This window comes from Cupriavidus sp. 01L46, assembly GCF_056399905.1.
This window is the reverse complement of record NZ_JBFTSF010000649.1, coordinates 1-1,369: the sequence shown is the minus strand read 5'-3', so window position 1 is coordinate 1,369 and position 1,369 is coordinate 1. Positions and strand designations below refer to the sequence as shown.

Annotated in this window: 1 protein-coding gene and 1 pseudogene; both read right to left on the bottom strand. The window is 61.6% G+C overall.

Going from position 1 to position 1,369, the window contains the following annotated elements; genetic code table 11:
* Positions 1 to 806, bottom strand: an 806-nt coding sequence (locus AC1DS3_RS39110; RefSeq protein WP_477129423.1) for a hypothetical protein, incomplete at its 3' end; no start/stop codon positions are given.
* Between the two features lie 173 nt (positions 807 to 979).
* Positions 980 to 1,369, bottom strand: a pseudogene (locus AC1DS3_RS39105) (hypothetical protein); the annotation flags it as partial.

The following is a 1,369-nucleotide window of genomic DNA, read 5'->3' as shown; positions in this document are numbered from 1 at the left end:
GCGTTATAGAGAAACGGGATCGTGCCAACGAAGTTGTACAGCGATGCCTGCCCACGCAGGAACACCTCGACATTCTTCACCACCGCATACGACAGCTCCATCCCCAGCGTATGGTTTGACTTGATCGGGGAATAGCCGTAAGCACTCGTGCGGCTATCGACGTTGCTGCGCAACAGGTACTGGAACTGGTAGCCCAGCCGCGCGCTGAAGTTCTCGTACTTCCAGCGCCAGGAGCCACCCAGGTTCAAAAAGCCAGCCGTGTAGTTGAAATCGTCGTTGATGTTCAGGCCGTACTGGCTGGCGTCCGTTGAAAAAGACGCCGACTGCAAGTTGGTGTTGCCCACACGGCAAGGCGCGGCCAGGTTGCCGTTGGCAATATTGTCCGAGCCAATGCTCACATTGAAATTGCACCCGCCCTGCTGCAGCCGCGTATTGATGTTGCCGATTGTCACTCGGCTCACGCCCAGGCCAATAAACCCGGTGAGCTTGTTGCGCTCGGTAAGGTCGCCAGAAAAAATCACATCGGCCTGGCCCTGGATGTCGTTGGCGTCCTTGACCGTGACGGTGTTGAACGTGGCATTCCTGACCTTGAGCGCGGACGAGCGGGTCAGGCTGCGGTTAAAGACGTCCACGGTCTTGTTGACCATGTCATAGCTGGCCTCCACGCGGAATGACGTGAACTCGCCCGTAGCGGGCTCAGCCTGCAGAAACACATCGTCGGGGGCCGCATGGGCAACGCCGACGCAAGACAAACCCAGCATCAAGGCACCGGCATGGCGGAGCYGGCGCGTGCGATACAACAGCATAAGGAGACTCCGAGGCCAGGGGCGGACCTCATCCGTGGCGTCAGCCAGTTCGTGGTCCGGCCGACTGCACACAAAAAGAAGCCGGTCACCCGTCACAAGCACCAGAAGGCGCACATGACGGATGACCGGGCAGGCCCTCCCCTGACCATGGAGAGGGCTTCACGACGCACCGATCAGGGGTTCAGCGTGACCGAGGTCGTGATGCCGTTGCCGCTAACCGTGGACTTTTCGGTCTGCACCGTCCGCGCCAGCGTCTTCTGCGGGCTGCTGCTGACCAGCGTAGCGACGTTCACCGCCTTGCCGCCCTGGCCCGCCACCGMGAACGTCACGGGGAAGGTGCTGGTCGCCTTGGGCGTAATGGCATCGATCTGCGCCGCGTTCAGCGCGCTTGCGCTCTTCAGCTTGGCCAGGAAGACCGAGAAAGGCAGGCTCAGTGCACCGCCGCCGGCATACAGATTGTCCGCGACCGCGTTGGTCAGGCTCCCCTTGGCGGAAGTGCTCCCGCCCGTGGCAACGCGGAACGAGTATGTGGTGTTGGCAGGCACTTGCGCGCCCGTCAGCAC